Source organism: Pseudomonas sp. MWU13-2862 (assembly GCF_023242495.1).
Classification (GTDB): Bacteria; Pseudomonadota; Gammaproteobacteria; order Pseudomonadales; family Pseudomonadaceae; genus Aquipseudomonas; species Aquipseudomonas gingeri_D.
Genome location: NZ_JALMEZ010000010.1, coordinates 14,043 through 30,261 on the forward strand (window position 1 = coordinate 14,043; position 16,219 = coordinate 30,261).

A 16,219-nucleotide genomic window follows, 5' to 3' on the forward strand; every position below is an offset into this window, starting at 1 on the left:
ACCTGTGGGAGCCTTGAGATGAGCGAACAAAGCGCCAATGACAATTACCAGGGCGTCTGGGGCCAGCGGATCGGCTTCGGCCGGAAACCGGCCCTGCTGATGATCGATTTCATGCAGGGCTACACCACCGAGGGCGCGCCGCTGTTCGCCCCTGGCGTGGTCAGCGCCGTGGCCGAAAGCGTCGAGCTGCTGGACTGCGCGCGGCAGCATGGAGTTACGGTGGTGCACACCAATATTCGCTACCATCCGGGGCATTTCGCCGATGGCGGCATCTGGGTGCGCAAGGCGCCGGTGATGAAGGACATGGTCGAAGGCAATCCGTTGGCGGCCTTCTGCGAAGCGGTCTTGCCGCTGCCCTCGGAAGTGGTCATCAGCAAGCAATACGCCAGTGCGTTTTTCGGCACCAGCCTGGCCTCGCAGTTGCACGCCCAGGGCATCGACACCGTGGTGCTGGCCGGTTGCTCCACCAGCGGCTGCATCCGCGCGACGGCGGTGGATGCCGTGCAGCACGGGTTCAGGACCATCGTGGTACGTGAATGCGTGGGCGACCGCCATCCGGCGCCCCATGAAGCGAATCTGTTCGACATCGACAGCAAGTACGGCGATGTCGTCAGCAAACAGGAAGCGATCTCGAAGTTCCAGGGAGCTTGACCGCAGAACCGTGCCACAGAGCATGGTCGCGTAAAAAACTGAGCGTCGCCTCCGTGCGGAGCGTGGCGCCCAGTCTTCTGACACTGCCTTTGGAAGCCGCCTTTACCGCGCTCCAGAGTGCTGGAAAAAGCGGCTGTAATAAAAACCATAAGTCACCGCCAGGAGACAACCAATGCCCATTGCGAATGCAACATCAGCGACCTCGGTCGCCGACCCGACCCAAGCGCTTTACCACAAGATCACCTGGAAACTGATCCCGTTCCTGTGTTTCTGCTACCTGGCCGCGTACCTCGACCGGATCAATATCGGCTTCGCCAAACTGCAGATGCTCGACCAGCTGCACTTCAGCGAAACCGCCTTCGGCCTCGGTGCCGGGCTGTTCTTCGTCGGTTATATCCTCTTCGAAGTACCGAGCAACCTGGTACTGGAAAAGGTCGGGGCGAAAATCTGGATCGCGCGGATCATGATCACCTGGGGCCTGCTCTCGGCCTGCACCATGCTCGTAACCTCCACCACCCAGTTCTACATCCTGCGTTTCCTCCTCGGCGCCGCCGAAGCCGGCTTCCTGCCGGGCGTGCTGTTCTACCTGACCACCTGGTTCCCGACCCATCGACGCGGGCGGATCATCGCCCTGTTCATGATCGGCCTGCCGCTCTCCAGCGTTATCGGCGGACCGCTGTCGGGCTGGGTCATGGGCCACTTCGACCAGGTCAACGGGCTGCGCGGCTGGCAATGGCTGTTCCTGATCGAAGCCGTGCCCAGCGTGTTGCTCGGCATCCTGACCTTCTGGGCATTGCCGAATCATTTCCGCCAGGCCAAATGGCTCAATGAAGAAGAAAAAGCCGTCCTCGAAAGCGAACTGAAAAACGACGAGGCCAGCAGCCCCGACAGCAAGCAGCACTTTCGCGACGGTTTCTTCAACCTCAAGGTCTGGATGCTCGGTGGTATCGACTTCTCGATCCTGCTCAGCGCCTACGCCATGGGCTTCTGGATGCCGACCTTCATCCGCAACGCGGGGATCACCGACACCTTCCATATCGGTGTACTGACCGCCCTGCCAAGTGTCGCCGCCCTGCTCGGCATGCTGCTGATCGGCGCCAGTTCCGACAAGCATCGCGAACGCCGCTGGCACATCATCGTGCCGTTTTTCGTCGGTGCCGTCGCCATGGCCACCAGCACCTTCTTCACCCATAACGTGGTGGCGACAGTGGCCCTGTTCGCCATTGCCTCGGCGGCGATCATCGGCGCGGTGCCGGTGTTCTTCAGCCTGCCGGCGACCTTCCTCAAGGGCACCGCGGCGGCCACCGGCTTTGCCCTGGCCTGCTCGCTGGCGAATATCGCCGGGCTGGTCAGCAACTCGCTGATGGGCGTGGCCATCGACCTTACCGGCAGCAGCGCCGGCGCCCTCTGGTTCTTCGCCGGCTGCCTGATCCTGAGCAGCTTCCTGGTGATCGCCCTGCCGGCAAAACTGGTCAATCGTTAAGTAACCACTTACCTGCCGGTGGCCTTTCCAGGCGTCGGCAGGCATGCTGGATTACCGCAATACAACAACAACTCATTGGGGCACATCACCATGCAACGCTTTCTCAAGGGCTGCGCGCTGGCGCTGGCTGTCGGCCTGTCCGCCGGCTCGCTGCAAGCGGCTGAAAAAGTCATCATCGACACCGATTTCAATGTTCTCAACGACGACGGCCAGGCCTTTATCATGCTGGCGCAACTGCATGCGCAGAAGAAGATCGACCTGCTGGGCATGACCCTGGTCAGCGGCAATGCCTGGGTCGACCAGGAACAGGTCGATGCGCTCAAGGCCGTGGAACGCATGGGGGTGGAAAAGGAGATCGGCGTCTACTCCGGCGCGGCCTATCCGCTGCTGCATGACTTCGCCACTTATCCACAGGAGCAGGCGATGTTCGGCGCCGGCTGGCCGGGGGCGTTCAAGAACCCGCGGCCGACCTCGGCTTCGCAATTGGTCGCGCCGCCCGATGGCTTGGCGACCCATACCCAGCTGCGCAGCGAAACCGCGCCGCAGTTCATTATCGACAGCGTGCGCAAATACCCGCATGAAGTGACCTTGCTGGCCATCGGTCCGCTGACCAACCTGGCCCTGGCGATCCGCCAGGCGCCGGATATCGTGCCGCTGATCAAGCGCATCGTGTACATGGGCGGCGCCATCGAGATTCCCGGCAATACCACGCCGGCGGCGGAGTTCAACTGGTGGTTCGACCCGGAGGCGGCGAAGATCGTCCTGCGCTCGCCGATCGAACACGTGATCTTCCCCAACGATGTCTGCGAGAAAGTCACCTTCGATGCTTCTGTCTACAACCGGGTGATTGCGGCCAAGGGCGCGGTGCCGGAGTTGTACAAGAGCGTGTTCGGGCCAGAGTTCGCCAAGAACCCGGGCTATCACAGCTTTACCTGGGACAGCCTGCCGGCATTGTTCCTGGCCGAACCTGAGATCGTCACCGAGTCCCGTGATATGTGGATCGATGTCGACACTCATTTCGGTCCGGACTACGGCCGCGCGCTGGGCTACAAGAAGAGCCCGCCAGTGGGGACGCAGAAAGCCAAAATCGTGTTCGCGGTGGACCAGAAGAAATTCTGGAACGACTACGTCTCGCTGGTGACCTTGCCGACGCCGGTGAAAAAACCCTGAGGTCAGCGGCGCCAGATAGACCGTCATCGCCGGCAAGCCCCACAGAAGAGCAACGGTGAACACTCCATCGGAGTAGACACAGACCTCTGTGGGAGCTGGCTTGCCAGCGATGACCGCGCAGCGGTCGCCATTCAGAACCGCACGTCAACCGTACTCAGCACCTGCACAAACGCCCCGTTCAAGGTCGCGTTGTGATGCTCGACAATCGCCCTGGCCGACAACCCGGGTGTTTCCATGCAGGTATGGGCATCCCCCACCAGCACCGCCTCGAAACCCAGATCCCGCACCAGGCGGCTGGTGCTGTCGACGCAATACTGAGTCTTCATCCCGACGATCACCAGGCGCTGCACACCAGCATCATCCAACTGCTCGGCCAGCCCGGTATTGAAGAAACAACTGGGGCGCGTCTTGTCGACCAGACGATCCACCGCTGGATCCACCCGCAACTCCGGCACCAACTGCCAGGGCGCACTCCCCGCCGCAATCGGCGAGCCTTCAGGGCCGGTATGCCGGACCGCAAAAATCGGCGCACCGGCCTGCCGTGCCGCGCCAATCAGCTGATTGATATTCTCCAGCACCCGCTGCCCTTCCCAGGGCTGGTCGGGACCGTGGAACAGACCGACCTGCATATCGATGATCAACAGGGCCGAACGCTGTGCATTGTCTGCTTGCATGGGGTGTTTCTCCTTCCGTGTGATGCCAGCAAAGACCCAGAAACCAAAAGGCCCCGTCCATTGCTGGCGGGGCCTGGGTTCGCTGCGTTTACCGACTCACGCACCGACCTCACGCCCGCCATAGGCGGTCGTGGTGGTCTGGGTGAGGTTCAACGGATTCCGGTTCATGGGCTCGATCATGCTACGGTCGGTTCGAACCTGGCAACCCCGTCATCGAAAAAGACAACAGCGCGCAGCCTCAGAAGCGCAACCGCCAGTGCCCGTTACGGCGCAGGTCGACCACGGATAAGGGCTCGATATCGATCGAATTGAAGGAGGTGGGCCCGGCCCCCAGCGCGTGCAGCAGTGCCGCGCGGATCACGAAGGGATGGGTCACCACGATAAAATGTCCTTCCTCGCGAAAACCCTCGAGCCAGGTCCCGACCCGGGCACACAACGCCGCCACCGACTCACCCGCCGGCGGGACCTGCGTCGGGTCCGAGGTCCAGGCCGCGAGCAATTCGGGCTCGCTCTCGAGCAAGTCCGCCAGTGTGACACCCTGCCATTCGCCGACATCCAGGTCACCCAGCTCCGGGACGATCTCGACCTCTTCACCCAGGGCCTCGGCGGTCTGCCAGGCGCGGGTTTCCGGGGCACTGAGGATACGCACCGGTTTCTTCAAACGCGCCGCCAGCTCGGCCGCCTTGAGCAAGCCCTTGGGCTCCACCGGTTCGTCCAGCGGAAAACGCCCCAGGCGCTGGGCCTCGGTGCGGGCGTGGCAAACAAAGCTCAAACGAATCGACATAAGGGTGTGTTCCGAAAGGCAGTCCGTGTCGTGGCTCAACATACCGGGAAGTCACTCAGCCGGGATTGCAAGTATCGCTCAAGCGAACAAAGGCTCAAATGCGACGTTCGGCTGCAGAGCGAGCTAGTATAGTCAGCTCACTTGATCCCACGAGGAACTGATCGATGCCTGTTGTCGTCCCGCTCAAGAAAACCCTCGGCGCCCTGCTCCTGCTGGTCGGCCTGGCCGGTGCGAACAGCGCCTTCGCCCATGCCCACCTGAAAAGCGAAACCCCGGCCAAGGATGCCACCGTCAGCGCCCCGGCCGAATTGCGCCTGGTGTTCAGCGAAGGGGTTGAAGCCAAGTTCACCAAAGTCGAACTCAGCAGCGCCGATAAAGCGGTCACGCTGAAAAGCATCGCCACCGATCCGTCCGACAAGAAAACCCTGATCGTTACCCCTGCGGCTCCTCTCCCGCCTGGCCAGTACAAGGTCGTGTGGCACGCCGTGTCGGTCGACACTCACAAGAGCGAAGGCAACTACAGCTTCACGGTGGGCAACTGAGTCTATGCAGAACGCCATGGTCCTGTGCCGCTTCCTGCATTTCGCCGTGGTGTTGTCGTTGTTCGGGGCCTGCCTGTTCAGGCCCTGGCTGATCGGCAGCGCGGCCAGCCCGGCACTCGACCGGGGGCTGCTCGAAATCAAGCGCTGGCTGGCGCTGCTGGGGTTGCTCAGCGCCGGCGGCTGGTTGCTGCTGACCACCGCCACTATGACCGGCGACTGGGCCGACGCCCTGAATCCCGCCACCCTGCAGTTGGTCCTGGGCAAGACCTTTTTCGGTCAGGTCTGGAGCTGGCACCTGGGCTTGTCCCTGTTGCTGGTGATCAGCCTGCTGGCCAACGCCCGCCCGGCCATCAACCTGCTGCTCGGTTTCCTGCTGCTGGCGACCCTCGCCCCGGTCGGCCACGGCGCCATGCTCGACGGCCTCGACGGTCGCTTGCTGATGCTCAACCAGTTCATCCACCTGAGCGGGGTCGGTGCCTGGGTCGGCGGCTTGATGTTGCTCGCCCTGATGCTGAGCAAGCCGGCGGAACATGACATCAAGCGGGTCCTGCGACGGTTCGGCGACCTCGGTTACCTGCTGGTCGCCGTGATTATCGTCACCGGCCTGATCAATGTGCGGGTACTCACCGGAGCTTTCTGGCCGACGCCACTGTTCAGCGGCTTCGCCCTGATCCTGCTGATCAAGGTGCTGATGGTCGCGCTGATGCTGGGATTGGCCCTGTTCAACCGGGTGATGAGCCCTGGCGGGCGTTTCAGCGTCTTGCGCACCAGTGTGACGGTCGAATGGCTGCTCGGCCTGGGGGCGATTCTCGCGGTATCGCTGCTGGGCACTCTACCGCCGATGCTGATGGACTGAGCCCCCGGGGCTGGCTGGCGAACAGCGTAAATCCGTCCGGACTTTCATACTCCCGTTCGCAAAAAAACCTGGCTCATCTAATCATCTATATGAATCCATCAGGTATATTCCTTCCAACCGCGTAACAAAATAATACAAGAAGGGGTTCCCGTTGGATCTTTCACATGCCGCGTGGCTTGCCCACGACACCCGCCTGATCGTCTGCTGCCTGCTGGCCATCACCACCATCATCGTGCTGATCAGCCTGACCAAACTGCCGCCCTTCCTGTCCATCCTGATCGGCACCTTCGTCGCCGGGATCGGCGCCTCGCTGCCCCCTGAAGAAGTGGCCAAGGCGTTCAGCAAGGGCGCCGGCAGCCTGCTCGGCGAAGCCGGGATCATCATTTCCCTGGGCGCCATGCTCGGCGCGCTGATGGCCGAGTCCGGGGCCGCCGACCGCATTGCCTCGACCCTCCTGCGCCATGCGCGAGGCAAGGCCCTGCCCTGGGTCATGGCAATGGTCGCGATGATCATCGGCCTGCCGCTGTTCTTCGAAGTCGGCCTGGTGCTGATGGTGCCGATCATCTTCGTGATCGCCCGCCAGTCCGGCCAGCCGCTGCTCAAGGTGGCGATCCCGGCCCTGGCCGGCATGACCACCCTGCATGCGCTGATGCCGCCCCATCCGGGCCCGTTGATCGCGGTCAGCGCCTTGCACGCCGACCTCGGCATGACCATGTTGCTGGGCTTTTGCATCGCGGTGCCGGCGGTGATCCTCGCCGGCCCGCTCTATGGTATCTGGTTGTCCAAGCGCCTGGATGTGAAGGAGCCGGCGGAAATCGGCGCCTTGTTCACCGCCAAGGTCGAGACCCGGCGCAAGCCGAGCTTCACCATTTCACTGTTGATCATCCTGCTGCCGGTACTGCTGATGCTCGGCAGCACCCTGGCCAAGGTCGCCATGGCGCCGCAAAGCAACCTCGCCATCACCCTGAAGTTTCTCGGCGAACCCTTGATCGCCCTGGGCCTCGCGGTGATCGCGGCGGTGATCTGCCTGGGCTGGTCCATCGGCATGGCCCGTGACCAGGTCGGCAGCGTGCTGCGCAAAAGCCTCGGGCCGATTGCCATGCTGCTGCTGACCATCGGCGCCGGCGGCGGCCTGAAACAGACCCTGCTGGAAGCCGGCATCAGCGACACCATCAGCAAGGTCGCCACCGGCGCCAACCTGTCCTACGTCCTGCTGGCCTGGCTGATTGCCGTGGCCTTGCGCCAGGCCACCGGTTCGGCGACCGTGGCGACCACCACCACGGCGGGTATTCTCGCGCCGCTGATGGCCGGCCTGGCAACCACCCAGGCCTCGCTGGTGGCCCTGGCCATCGGTGCCGGTTCGGTGTTCTTCTGCCACGTCAACGACGCCGGCTTCTGGATGGTGCGCGAGTACTTCGGCTTGCAGCTCAAGCAGACGATCTGGGTCTGGTCGGTGTTGCAGACCATCGTTTCAGTGGTCGGGCTGATTGGCACGCTGCTGTTGTGGCAGTGGTTTAAATAAACTGCCGTAATCCATTTGGTAAGCCTGAACACGATCCCTTGTAGGAGCAGGGCTTGTCGGATCGCCGCACCGCCGCGAAAGGGCCCTCAAGGCCGCCAAAAGCTTCGCGGGCAAGCCCTGCTCCTACAGGTTTCGCGGCGCATTCAAATTCGCGGTGTTTCAGGATCCCCGCTCAGTCCTGCGAATAGGCAAAGTTCTTCAACACCTCACCATCCATGCGGTAGCGCACCCATTCATTCTGGGGTTGCGCACCAATGGATTCGTAGAAGCGAATCGCCGACTCGTTCCAGTCCAGCACACTCCACTCCAGGCGCCCGCAATCATTGGCGCAGGCGATCTGTGCCAAGTGCCGCAAGAGCTTCTTACCGGCGCCGGCACCGCGTTGTTGCGGTGAAACGTAGAGGTCTTCCAGGTACAGGCCATTACGCCCGAGCCAGGTGGAGTAGCTGAAGAAAAACACCGCAAAACCGACCGGCTCGCCATCACGCAGGCAGATCAGGCCATGGGCCGTGGCACCTTCGCCAAACAGGCTGCGCTCGATGTCGACGACGCTGGCGATCACTTCATGGCGGGCCCGTTCGTACTCGGCCAGTTCAGTGATGAAGGCCAGGATCTGCGGCGCATCGCTGGGCCGGGCTTCGCGTATTTCAAGGGACATGGGCGCTTCCAGAGTCGGTGAAGTCGCCCATGCTATGCGGATTGTGCGACGGTTTGAATCACTATTGCTCGAGGCCCGGTTGTGCCAGGTACAGCACTTCATACGCCTTACCCGAGCGATGGCGGTCAGGCTCGGACGACGACAGGGTGATCCGGATCAACTGCCAGGCCGCCGTATCCAGCGCGAGGAACACCGCCACCGTGTCGTCCTGACGAACGATGGCCTGGTTACGCTCCACCTCCTCGGCCAGCAACCGCACTCGATCCGCTTGCGCATCGAACGGCAAGGTTTCGCGATACAGCGCCCTGGCCTGCGGCGCACTGCCCAGCTGCAGATCCAGCGGCAACCAGGCCTCGATATCCGGACGACCGAATGAGTCGATCACCCGCTGGAAACGCTCGTCCATCAGAAAGCCCGCAGCGGCGCTCGGATCGGCCCAGAGGTACACCGACGAATACAGATTGGCCTGGGCCCCGAAGACCCCGCGTTCCTCGGCGATAAAAGCCTTGAAGACCAGCCCTTGGGTATCGTCCCAGAGCGGCCCCAATTCGCTGGCCCGGCGGCGGATCAAGCCCATGTCATAGTTGGCGGGCAAGCGGTGTGAATACTGTTTGGCAAACATGACGACACTCCTGTGGGAAAAGGTTATCGAGAACCTGGAGCCAGCTTGCGCAAGATCGATAATTACAACAAGATATCGATAAATATATGTGTGATAAGAGATACATATGACTGAAGCCGTCAAGCCTCTCGATATCGACACTGTCCAGGCCTTTGTGCTGATTGCCGATTTCGCCAGTTTCACCCGCGCGGCCCAGGCGCTGGACACCTCCCAGGCGGCCATCAGCCTGAAGCTCAAGCGCCTGGAAGAACGTCTCGGCTACCGCTTGCTGGAGCGCACACCCCGCCATGTGCGGCTGTCGCCTTCGGGTGAACAATTTATCCACGCCGCCCGCGCGTTGCTCCAGGCCCACGAACGGGCGCTGGGGGATATGAGCGCCACACCCAATCGTCGCCTGATCATCGGCATCAGCGACCATGTCGCGGGACCGGACCTGCCGACCCTGCTGAGTCGCCTGGCGCACTACGATCCCCTGCTGATCATCGAGGTGCGGATCGCCTCGTCCCGGGACCTCGGCGCGGCCTTCGATCGTGGCGAGCTGGATGCCGCCATCGTGCGCAGCGAAGGCGACCGTCACGACGGCGAGGTGCTGGTGGTGGAGCGCTTCGGCTGGTTCGCCGCACCCACCTGGCAACACACCCCCGGCAGCGTCCTGCGCCTGGCGACCATGGCCGCGCCCTGTGGCGTGCGGCATCTGGCGGTGCGGGTGCTGGATGATGCGGGCATCCCCTGGACCGAAGTGTTTATCGGCGGCGGCGTGATGGCGGTGGGCGCGGCGGTCAGTGCCGGGCTCGGCGTGGCAGCGCTGGCCAAGCGGGTGGCACCGGCCGGCGCGATCGAAGTCGGTGAACAACTCGGGCTGCCGGCGCTGCCGATCACCGAAATCATCCTGCATGCGCGTCCCACGGACTCTCGTTCTCAGGAAACCTTGAGAGCGCTGAGTGCTGCATTTCGTGGGGTACTGGAGCGCTAGTCGATCATGACTTCCAGGCGGCGTAACGACCTGGACAATTATGGAAACAAATCGGCCGGGCTCCCTTTGGGGGCCCGGCCGAATTCGTTAAGCGACAACCTGAACTAGATCAGCAGGAACAACGCCAGCAAGCCACCGAAGATCGCCCACTTCTCCAGGTAGTAGCGGGTGCGGTTGGTTTTCTTCAAGGCCTTGCCCCGCAGGCGAATGCCGTAGATCTTGGTGAAGAACTTGTTGATCCCACCGGTCTTGTCGTTCGCATCATTCGGCGAAGCGGCGGCGGACATCACATTACGACTGAACCAGCGGTTGAACGCCGTCGCCCAGCGATATTTCAACGGGCGCTCGACATCGCAGAACAGGATCACACGGTTCTGGTCGGTCTTGTTTTCGGCGTAGTGGATAAAGGTCTCGTCGAACATAACCGGCTCGCCATCGCGCCAGTGGTAGTCCTGGCCATCGACGTTGATGTAGCAGCCCGGATCGTTCGGCGTTTCCAGGCCCAGGTGGTAGCGCAAGGAACCGGCGTAGGGGTCGCGGTGGCGAACCAGGCGCGAACCCGGCGGCAACTCGGCGAACATCGCCGCCTTGATGCTGCCGATGCTGTTGAGCAGCTCCGTGGTGCGCGGGCACAGCTCGACGGCGGAAGGATGGTTGTCGCCATACCACTTGAGGTAGAAACGCTTCCAGCCAGTCTTGAAGAAGGAGTTGAAGCCCACGTCGTTGGGCGTCTCGGATTTCTTGATCTCACCGGCGCGCAACAGGGCCAGGGCCTCGGTGCGGATTTCCTGCCAGTTGTCCTGCAACGGCTTGAGTTCGGGGAAGCCGGCCGGGTCCAGGTACGGGCGGCTCGGCACCTTGGAGAAGAGGTAGAGGAAGCAGTTGACCGGGGCGAGGAAAGTCGAGTGGTCACTCAATTGCCGGCCCAGCTTGTGCCGGACCTTGCCGCGCAGGTGTACGTACGCGATGGACAAGACGTAAACAGCGATAATGATGAGTTTCACGGGCGTCGTCACAGAAGTCGAAAGGACACGCTACCTTTCATGCATCTGGTGGCCCGGTGCACACGGCCGGGGTCCAGAGGTCGCAAAGGTAGCCAACGCACTAGGGTAGAACAGCTGGCGTATGGGTTTCCAGTGTTTCGTCTTCCGGGCGAAAGCAAAACCACTATCTGTTACAGGATTTTCTTATAGCTTCACTGGTGCACTCCATCCCTGTAGGAGCCGGCTTGCCGGCGATGGCGATCCACGGAGCGCCACCAAAATCCCGCCTGCCGGCGGATCGCGAGCAAGCTTGCTCCTACAGGAGCCGGATTCAGCCGTTCGCCAGCATGGCATCCACTTCTTGCTTCCCGGGCGAGGTGGCCGGCCCCCAGCGTGTAACCGCCAGGGCCGCCGCCGCATTGGCGCGGCGAGCCGCCTCGACGGCATCCAGCCCCGCCGCCAGCCCGGCGAGGAACACACCGGCATGGGCATCGCCCGCGCCGTTGCTGTCCACCGCCTGTACCTTGAAACCAGGCACATGCCGGTGCTCCCCGACCCGACTGACCCAACAACCGTTCGGGCCATCGCGAACCACCAGTAGCGCACCCTCGGCCAAACGCTCGGTCAGATTGTCGAGGGAACCGGCAATATCCGCCGCGCCGGTAAAACGCAGGGATTCGACACTGTTACTGGTCCAGATATCGATACGCGGCAACAAGGCCGCCATGGGGGCTGCGTCCGGCGAGTTGACCAACGGACCCGGATCGAACACCACCGTCACCGCCTTCGGCAAGGACAACACCCATTCCAGCAGCGCCGGTGCCTTGTCCGGATATTGCAGGCTGTAGCCACTGACATAGACGTAATCGTCGGTTTGCACCGAGACCCGCGCCAGCTCTTCAGCCGAGACACCGCCTTCGGCTCCGATATAGGAAATAAAGGTGCGCTCGGCGCTGGCCTCGGTCAGCGACACGCAAAGCCCGGTGTCCTTCGCACCATCGCGCTCGAGGGCGATCTCGACCCCCTCCGCCGCCATCGCCTGGCGGGCGATGTCGCCGAAGCGCCCGTTACCGTGGCGCCCGAGGTAGACCACCGGCAGGCCATTGCGCCGGGCCGCGGCCATGACGTTAAAACCCGCACCGGCTTCAAAGCTGGCGGCATTCGCCAGCACGTCGCCGCCGGTCGCTGGCAGTTGGTCGAGGGACATGACCAAGTCAACCATGACCTGGCCGGTATGCATCAGTCTAGCCATTGGCATTCTCTAAAAAGGCTGCACGACGATCCGCCGCGCCGCCGAGCACGGCGTAAATACCGCCGGCAACCAGGAAGGTGACGATCCAGCCCAGGCCGTTGTGGCCCAGCCAGGAGTCGGACAGGAAACCGCGGAACCAGGTGGTCTCGGCGGTGGTGCCGATGGTGGTGAAGCTGAAGCCCAGGACAATCGCCACGGCCCAGGCACCGAAGGCGCGCCATTCGATGCCGCCGCTATACCAGTAGGCGCTGGTCGGACTGACGTCCAGCAGGTCCTTGGGGCTGTAGTACTGGCGATGCACCAGGTCGACCACGAAGATCCCGACCCAGGCGGTGATCGGCACCGCCAGCAGCGAGATGAAGGTGATGAACGGGCCGTAGAAGCTGTCGGCGATCAACATGAAGTAGATGGAACCGGCAAAGATCGCGACGATATCGACGATCACCGCATGCACGCGCTTGACCTTCAGGCCCAGGGTCAAGGTGGTCAGGCCCGCCGAGTACACCGACAGGTTGTTCGACAACAATAGCCCGCCGAACGCGGTGATCAGGTACGGCACGGCCATCCAGGTCGGCAGCATGTCACGGATCGCGATGATCGGGTCAGTCGCCTGGGCCAGATCGTGGTTGCCCACCGACAGCAGGCCGCCGAGGGTGATCAGCAGCACCAGCGGGATACCCGCGCCGAAGGCCGCCGAGGCCACCAGACGGACCGCCTTGACGCTCTTGTGCTGGTAGCGCGACATGTCGGCGCCGGCGTTGGCCCAACCGATCCCGGTGCCCGCCGCCATGGTGCCGATGCCGATGATCATCGCGCTCATAGGCGCCGGGGTGGCGTTGAACACCGCGCTCCAGTCGATGGTCGCGCAGAGGAAACCGCCCACCAGGATATTCAGGCCGCCGAAGACATAGGTCGCCCACTTCTGGATCACCAGCAAGGTGGCATGCCCCAGGCCCGAGACCGACAGGGTCAACAGCACGAAGATGGCGATAAACAGCAGCGTCAGCACTGGCGCGCTCTTGGCCTCTACGGGTGAGTGGAACAGGATCGAACACAAGGACAGCAGCACGAACGCCGCGGTGGTGGTGTTGACCGTTTCCCAGCCCAGGCGCGACATCAGCGAAACGATGGTCGGACCGATATTGCCGCGCACGCCGAAAATCGCTCGCGACAGGGTCAGGCTCGGCGCATGGCCACGCCGACCGGCGATGGAGATGATCCCCACCACGGCGAAGGAACCCGCCGCGCCGAGAATCGCGACGATGATCGCCTGCCAGATCGCCAGCCCGCGAAAGGCCACCAGGGTTGCCCCCAGTGGCAGGCCGAGAATACTGATGTTGGCTGCGAACCAGACCCAGAACAGTTGCAGGGGATGGCCGTTGCACTCGGCTTCCGGGACCGGTTCTATACCGCGGGTTTCCAACTGGCCGGCACTTTGTCCGGCTTTTGATGAGGTCATGGTGTTCAGCTCCTGATGCCAATTGTTGTGGTTGTTGGGCAGTGCGGAAGGTGTAGAAACCCCTGGGCCACTTCCGGGCCCCCTTCGTCTGCAGTCCATTGCGTGTTGTTGTGTGTCAGGCGTTGCGCAGGGCGATCAGCCCCTGGACCAGCGGTACCAGTTCCAGCGCATTGACTTCGATGATTTTCGCGACCATCTCGGCGGGCCAGCAGTCCAGACCGTCGCAAGCCCCGAGCATGGCGCCGAGGATGCCGGCGATGGTGTCGGTGTCGCCGCCGATGCTCGCGGCGAGGCACAGGGCCTCGAAGGCGTTGAGCTGGCCGAGCGCGACCCGCTGGGCCAGCGCGAAGGCCACCACCACCGACTCCTGGGAGGCGACCGAGGTACCGACCACGTCATACAGCAGGTCGGCCAGTTCGGCGTCCGGGCAATCGCGGACGAGCTCACGGACCCAGCGAATCCGTGGCCCCAGGCGCCCGCCGGCAACCCAGTGACCATGCTGTTCGGCGCTAAAGGCCATTTCGGTGCCGATATCCAGCGCGTGCGCCAGGCTCTGGCGGTTGATCCCGCAGGAAATCACCGCGGCGACGGCGGCGGCGCTGGAGATTCCCAGGCTGGTGTTATGGGTGACCTGGCAGGCCTGGATCACCGCGTCGAGAAAGCGCTGGGGCTGGTCGACATCGGCGGCGATGCCCACCGGGGTGATGCGCATGGCTGCGCCGTTGGTGGTGCCGTAGCGCCCGGCTTCCTCGGGGCTGTGGCCGGCCAGGATCATTTCAATGGCGCGCTTGGTCGATGGACCGAGCAGATCCTGCGAGCCCTTGGCCTGCATCACCGCTTCCCAGGCGATCAACCGTTCGGCCAGCAGCGCCGGCTCGATATGGCCGTTACCGTCGATCAGCAACTGCCCGACCAGGATCGCCTGTTCGGTGTCGTCGGTGATGGAGCCGGCGGGCATGTTCGGCGCGATCGGCTGGTCGGGACCGGCGTCGACCAGCGTGGTGATGCTGCCGAAGCGAGCCCGGATCTGGGCGCGACTCAGGGATTGGGTCGGCATACCCAGGGCGTCGCCCAGGGCGAGGCCGTAGAAGGCACCGAGGGCTCGATGAATCGGGGTCATGTCGGGTTTCCAAACGCCAGGTGCAGGCGGAAATGCAAAGGATCGAGCAGACTTTCGACCTGCTCCATAAAACGTCCCCGCTTGTCGTAGGTGGTTCGCAAGGCCTTGAGAAACACCGTGCCCAGCGGACGCCCGAGCAGTTCGGCATCTTCCGCGCAGAGGGGTTCGGCGCCGATCCACTGATCGCCGCGATCACCGACATAGCCGTAGGCCGCCAGGGTAATGGTCAGGGAGTTGTCGATCAGGCCGACGTTGGGCAGGCCTTCCAGGCCGCCGCTGGCCGGTATCAGCGAGTGTTCGAGGGAAACCGCGGTGCCTTCGGTATTGCGCCGGCGCCGGTCGAGGGCGATGAACTGCTCGGTGCCATAGCGACTGAACAGGTCCGGCCGCGTCACCGCTTCCAGGCGCAACACCTCGGTGTTGATCAGCGCCCCGCTGTCCGCCAGGGCCTGGGCCCAGCCGGCGCGCTGGTCGAGGGGAATGCCATCGTAGGTGACGATGGAGCCCACGCCGCTCTGGGTCGCAATGTAGTTGCGCCGCTTGAGCTCGGCCAGGGCCTCGCGCAGCGTGCCGCGGCTCACCGAGAATTCTTCGGCCAACTGATGTTCACCCGGCAACAGCAAGCCGTCTCCAAGAAGACCGCTTTCGATGCGCCGGATAAGCTCATCGACCACCCTTTTTTTCTTATCAAATCGGACATGTCTAATCATGTACAAGTTGATAACCGAAAGAGGCTCAGGGGTGCAAGGGATTTATTTTACAAGGAGATGAATGGTGGTGTTTTTCAGGGCGCTATCGCCAGCAAGCCAGCTCCCACAGGTTCGGGCTTGGCACAAAATATAGTCGTGCCCGGGTCCACTGTAGGAGCCAGCTTGCTGGCGATCCGCCGACAGGCGGAGAGAATTCAGGGCTCCAGGCCAATGGGGAAAAACACGCCCCCGCTCCAGACCCCCAGCCAGGATTGGCCGTCGATCTCACGGCTGACCGCCAGTTCCACCAGTTGGTAGAACACATTGCGATGAATCAGCGCTTCCAGATTACTGCGCACATGCACGTAGGGCGCCGGTTCCTGGCTGATCGGATCGATCACCACCCGGATCGGATGCTCGGTACCGGCCGTCACCTGTTCATCGACGTAAGTGGTAAACCGCAGTTGCTGTGCCTCGCCCTGCCCTTCGACCTCCAGGGTCACCGCGACAAAGGGCGCATCGTCGACTTTGATCCCGACCTTTTCCACCGGCGTGATCAGGAAATAATCATCGCCGTCGCGGCGCATGATGGTGGAGAACAACTTGACCATCGGCTTGCGGCCAATCGGCGTGCCCTGGTAATACCAGGTGCCGTCACGGGCGATACGCATGTCGATATCGCCGCAGAACGCTGGATTCCACAAGTGGACCGGCGGCAGGCCTTTTTCCGTCTTGGGGATTTGCGCCAACAGGTCATTGGCCTTGCCCGACTCACTCATAC

The 16,219-nt window shown here is 62.8% G+C and carries 17 protein-coding genes; 7 read left to right on the forward strand and 10 right to left on the reverse strand.

Features of this window, described 5'->3' with window-relative positions; all coding sequences use genetic code 11:
- Positions 1-18: 18 nt before the first annotated feature.
- The 3 genes from M5C56_RS18450 to M5C56_RS18460 all read left to right on the forward strand — a co-directional run bounded on the left by M5C56_RS18450 (position 19) and on the right by M5C56_RS18460 (position 3,304).
- Positions 19-651, forward strand: coding sequence for an N-carbamoylsarcosine amidohydrolase (locus M5C56_RS18450; RefSeq protein WP_103498258.1), 633 nt, complete (start codon positions 19-21; stop codon positions 649-651).
- 172 nt (positions 652-823) lie between these two features.
- Entirely contained in the window at positions 824-2,134 is a 1,311-nt protein-coding gene (locus tag M5C56_RS18455) for an MFS transporter (RefSeq protein ID WP_103498257.1), read from the forward strand.
- Positions 2,135-2,224: 90 nt separating this feature from the next.
- Positions 2,225-3,304 carry a nucleoside hydrolase gene (locus M5C56_RS18460; protein WP_103498262.1) on the forward strand — a complete coding sequence of 360 codons (1,080 nt, stop codon included), beginning with the start codon at positions 2,225-2,227 and terminating at the stop codon, positions 3,302-3,304.
- 131 nt (positions 3,305-3,435) lie between these two features.
- On the opposite strand, the gene M5C56_RS18465 is transcribed toward M5C56_RS18460, so the two are convergent.
- On the reverse strand, positions 3,436-3,978 hold the full coding sequence (locus tag M5C56_RS18465) for a cysteine hydrolase family protein (protein ID WP_103498256.1): 543 nt from the start codon (positions 3,976-3,978) through the stop codon (positions 3,436-3,438).
- A gap of 238 nt (positions 3,979-4,216) precedes the next feature.
- The gene (locus M5C56_RS18470) at positions 4,217-4,762 is read right to left on the reverse strand and encodes a histidine phosphatase family protein (protein WP_103498255.1); all 546 of its coding nucleotides are present in this window, start codon (positions 4,760-4,762) and stop codon (positions 4,217-4,219) included.
- A gap of 164 nt (positions 4,763-4,926) precedes the next feature.
- On the opposite strand from M5C56_RS18470, the gene copC reads away from it, so the two are divergent.
- From copC to M5C56_RS18485, 3 genes are all read left to right on the forward strand, one after another.
- Positions 4,927-5,304 (forward strand): copper homeostasis periplasmic binding protein CopC, encoded by a 378-nt coding sequence (copC, locus tag M5C56_RS18475; protein ID WP_103498254.1) that lies wholly within the window; start codon positions 4,927-4,929, stop codon positions 5,302-5,304.
- A 4-nt stretch (positions 5,305-5,308) separates the two neighbouring features.
- Complete coding sequence (gene copD / locus M5C56_RS18480) at positions 5,309-6,160, forward strand: copper homeostasis membrane protein CopD (RefSeq protein WP_103498253.1); 852 nt, start codon at positions 5,309-5,311, stop codon at positions 6,158-6,160.
- Positions 6,161-6,311: 151 nt separating this feature from the next.
- Positions 6,312-7,682 (forward strand): gluconate:H+ symporter, encoded by a 1,371-nt coding sequence (locus M5C56_RS18485; RefSeq protein ID WP_103498252.1) that lies wholly within the window; start codon positions 6,312-6,314, stop codon positions 7,680-7,682.
- 172 nt (positions 7,683-7,854) lie between these two features.
- Here M5C56_RS18485 and M5C56_RS18490 read toward each other — a convergent pair whose 3' ends face one another.
- Positions 7,855-8,340: a GNAT family N-acetyltransferase gene (locus M5C56_RS18490; protein WP_103496794.1), complete on the reverse strand. Its 486-nt coding sequence runs from the start codon at positions 8,338-8,340 to the stop codon at positions 7,855-7,857.
- A 61-nt stretch (positions 8,341-8,401) separates the two neighbouring features.
- Entirely contained in the window at positions 8,402-8,962 is a 561-nt protein-coding gene (locus tag M5C56_RS18495; protein WP_103496793.1) for a DUF4865 family protein, read from the reverse strand.
- 106 nt (positions 8,963-9,068) lie between these two features.
- Between M5C56_RS18495 and M5C56_RS18500 the strand changes: the two genes are divergently transcribed.
- Positions 9,069-9,935, forward strand: coding sequence for a LysR family transcriptional regulator (locus M5C56_RS18500; protein ID WP_103496792.1), 867 nt, complete (start codon positions 9,069-9,071; stop codon positions 9,933-9,935).
- A gap of 104 nt (positions 9,936-10,039) precedes the next feature.
- Here the strand turns inward: M5C56_RS18500 and lpxO are convergent, their stop codons facing one another.
- From lpxO to M5C56_RS18530, 6 genes are all read right to left on the reverse strand, one after another.
- Positions 10,040-10,939: a lipid A hydroxylase LpxO gene (gene lpxO / locus M5C56_RS18505; protein WP_103496791.1), complete on the reverse strand. Its 900-nt coding sequence runs from the start codon at positions 10,937-10,939 to the stop codon at positions 10,040-10,042.
- Between the two features lie 310 nt (positions 10,940-11,249).
- Positions 11,250-12,170 (reverse strand): PfkB family carbohydrate kinase, encoded by a 921-nt coding sequence (locus tag M5C56_RS18510; protein ID WP_103496790.1) that lies wholly within the window; start codon positions 12,168-12,170, stop codon positions 11,250-11,252.
- A complete protein-coding gene (locus M5C56_RS18515; protein WP_103496789.1) occupies positions 12,163-13,629 on the reverse strand; it encodes a cytosine permease in 1,467 nt (488 codons plus the stop codon). Before M5C56_RS18515 ends, M5C56_RS18510 begins: the two co-directional genes overlap by 8 nt.
- Positions 13,630-13,744: 115 nt before the next feature.
- On the reverse strand, positions 13,745-14,749 hold the full coding sequence (locus M5C56_RS18520; protein ID WP_103496788.1) for an ADP-ribosylglycohydrolase family protein: 1,005 nt from the start codon (positions 14,747-14,749) through the stop codon (positions 13,745-13,747).
- A complete protein-coding gene (locus tag M5C56_RS18525) occupies positions 14,746-15,459 on the reverse strand; it encodes a GntR family transcriptional regulator (RefSeq protein WP_103496787.1) in 714 nt (237 codons plus the stop codon). The genes M5C56_RS18520 and M5C56_RS18525 overlap by 4 nt, the downstream gene beginning before the upstream one ends.
- A gap of 194 nt (positions 15,460-15,653) precedes the next feature.
- Positions 15,654-16,217 carry a DUF1285 domain-containing protein gene (locus tag M5C56_RS18530; protein ID WP_103496786.1) on the reverse strand — a complete coding sequence of 188 codons (564 nt, stop codon included), beginning with the start codon at positions 16,215-16,217 and terminating at the stop codon, positions 15,654-15,656.
- Between the last annotated feature and the right edge of the window lie 2 nt (positions 16,218-16,219).

Bases quoted from the DNA above. Each gene is read 5' to 3' on its own strand.
- M5C56_RS18450 (WP_103498258.1), top strand. From the start codon at position 19: ATGAGCGAACAAAGCGCCAATGACAATTACCAGGGCGTCTGGGGCCAG.
- M5C56_RS18510 (WP_103496790.1), bottom strand. From the start codon at position 12,170: ATGGCTAGACTGATGCATACCGGCCAGGTCATGGTTGACTTGGTCATG.
- M5C56_RS18455 (WP_103498257.1), top strand. From the start codon at position 824: ATGCCCATTGCGAATGCAACATCAGCGACCTCGGTCGCCGACCCGACC.
- M5C56_RS18530 (WP_103496786.1), bottom strand. From the start codon at position 16,217: ATGAGTGAGTCGGGCAAGGCCAATGACCTGTTGGCGCAAATCCCCAAG.
- M5C56_RS18500 (WP_103496792.1), top strand. From the start codon at position 9,069: ATGACTGAAGCCGTCAAGCCTCTCGATATCGACACTGTCCAGGCCTTT.
- M5C56_RS18465 (WP_103498256.1), bottom strand. From the start codon at position 3,978: ATGCAAGCAGACAATGCACAGCGTTCGGCCCTGTTGATCATCGATATG.
- M5C56_RS18470 (WP_103498255.1), bottom strand. From the start codon at position 4,762: ATGTCGATTCGTTTGAGCTTTGTTTGCCACGCCCGCACCGAGGCCCAG.
- M5C56_RS18460 (WP_103498262.1), top strand. From the start codon at position 2,225: ATGCAACGCTTTCTCAAGGGCTGCGCGCTGGCGCTGGCTGTCGGCCTG.
- copD (WP_103498253.1), top strand. From the start codon at position 5,309: ATGCAGAACGCCATGGTCCTGTGCCGCTTCCTGCATTTCGCCGTGGTG.
- M5C56_RS18520 (WP_103496788.1), bottom strand. From the start codon at position 14,749: ATGACCCCGATTCATCGAGCCCTCGGTGCCTTCTACGGCCTCGCCCTG.
- M5C56_RS18490 (WP_103496794.1), bottom strand. From the start codon at position 8,340: ATGTCCCTTGAAATACGCGAAGCCCGGCCCAGCGATGCGCCGCAGATC.
- M5C56_RS18525 (WP_103496787.1), bottom strand. From the start codon at position 15,459: ATGATTAGACATGTCCGATTTGATAAGAAAAAAAGGGTGGTCGATGAG.
- copC (WP_103498254.1), top strand. From the start codon at position 4,927: ATGCCTGTTGTCGTCCCGCTCAAGAAAACCCTCGGCGCCCTGCTCCTG.
- M5C56_RS18495 (WP_103496793.1), bottom strand. From the start codon at position 8,962: ATGTTTGCCAAACAGTATTCACACCGCTTGCCCGCCAACTATGACATG.
- M5C56_RS18515 (WP_103496789.1), bottom strand. From the start codon at position 13,629: ATGACCTCATCAAAAGCCGGACAAAGTGCCGGCCAGTTGGAAACCCGC.